Origin of the sequence: Streptomyces sp. NPDC056373 (assembly GCF_042262425.1) — a bacterium.
In the GTDB taxonomy this organism is placed as follows: Bacteria; Actinomycetota; Actinomycetes; order Streptomycetales; family Streptomycetaceae; genus Streptomyces.
Map to the genome: position 1 here is coordinate 1 of NZ_JBHJPX010000056.1, position 1,458 is coordinate 1,458.

The window sequence follows — 1,458 nt, forward strand, 5'->3', positions numbered from 1 at the left end:
GCCGTTGAGGAGGGTGTGGAAGAGCAGGCCCGACTGGAGCGGGGTGAGCGGCCAGGCGTCGGACACGCTCGGGTAGCGCTCCTCCCACCGCTCGATCTCGCCCTGGCCGACGGTCACCAGAGGCAGGTCGGAGGGGGTGAGCCCACCCGCCCCGGGCCGCGCGACATGCGCGGCCAGCGCGCCCAGCGCCTCCTGCCACAGCTCGGCGAGTTCCTCGATCTCGCTCTCGTCGAGGAGTCCGGAGGCGTAGGAGAAGAGGGTGGCCAGGCGTGGACCCTCGTCGGTGTCGGTGACGTAGGCGCCGATCTCCAGGGGGGACAGGGCCGGCATGCCCGTGTCGAGCCCGGCTTCGATCTCGTCGAACTCACCGACCTGGGTCCAGCCCAGCCCCCGCAACTCCTCCGGCATGTCCGACGCCGAGAACCGCCCCAGATAATTGAACCCGATCTGCGGCTGCGCCGCCCCCGCCAACTCCCCACCGGTCTCACGGTTCAAGTACCGCAGAAGACCAAAACCCACACCCCGGTCCGGAACCGCCAGCAACTGCTCCTTGACCGCCTTCACCACACGGCCCGCAGCCTCACCACCAGCGAACGCATCCCCCACATCCACACCCGACACATCCAGCCGCACCGGGAACATACTCGTGAACCAACCCACCGTCCGCGACAGATCAGCCCCCGGCACCACGGCCTCCTCACGACCGTGACCCTCCAGCCTCACCAGCACCCGCTCACGGCCACGCCACCGCGCCACCGCCAACCCCAACGCCGCCAGCAGACCATCATTCACACCACCACGGAACACCGCCGGAACCGACGTCAGCAACGCCCCCGTCACCCCCGCCGGCACCACCACCCGCACCGTGCGCACCGTCGCCATCGTGTCCACCACCGGATCCAGCCCACGACGCCCCAGCACAGGCTCCGGCTCCGCCAGCACACCCCTCCAATAGCCGAGCTCCGAACCCCTGCGCCCAGCCTCCTCCACCAGCGCATGCGCCCAGCGCCGCACCGACGTCCCCACCTCCGCCAGACCAGCCGCACGCCCCTCACGCACCCGCGCATACGCCTGCGCCAGATCCGGCAACAGAATCCGCCACGACACCCCGTCCACCACGAAGTGATGCAGCACGATCAACAACCGGCCCGCCGACCCGCCCCCCGCGTCGAACCACACGAACCGCGCCATCACCCCACCAGCCGGATCCAGACCACCCAACGCAGCATCCAGCTCACGCGCCGCCACAGCCCGCCACGCCGCCGACTGCCACCGCCCGTCACACGACACCCGCCGCACCAGACCCGCCACCGGCACACTCCCGGGAGCACCCACCTCCAACTCCCAGCCCGAACCCCCCTCACCCGGCACCAGACACGACCGCAGCACATCATGACGATCCACCACCGCCGCCAACGTCCCATGCAACTCCGCCTCGCTCATACCCACAGGCAGGTC

1 protein-coding gene is annotated in these 1,458 nt (G+C 70.2%); it reads right to left on the reverse strand.

Going from position 1 to position 1,458, the window contains the following annotated elements:
• Nucleotides 1–1,443, reverse strand: a 1,443-nt coding sequence (locus ACFCXS_RS39425; protein ID WP_376648152.1) for a condensation domain-containing protein, incomplete at its 3' end; no start/stop codon positions are given.
• Nucleotides 1,444–1,458 lie beyond the last annotated feature (15 nt).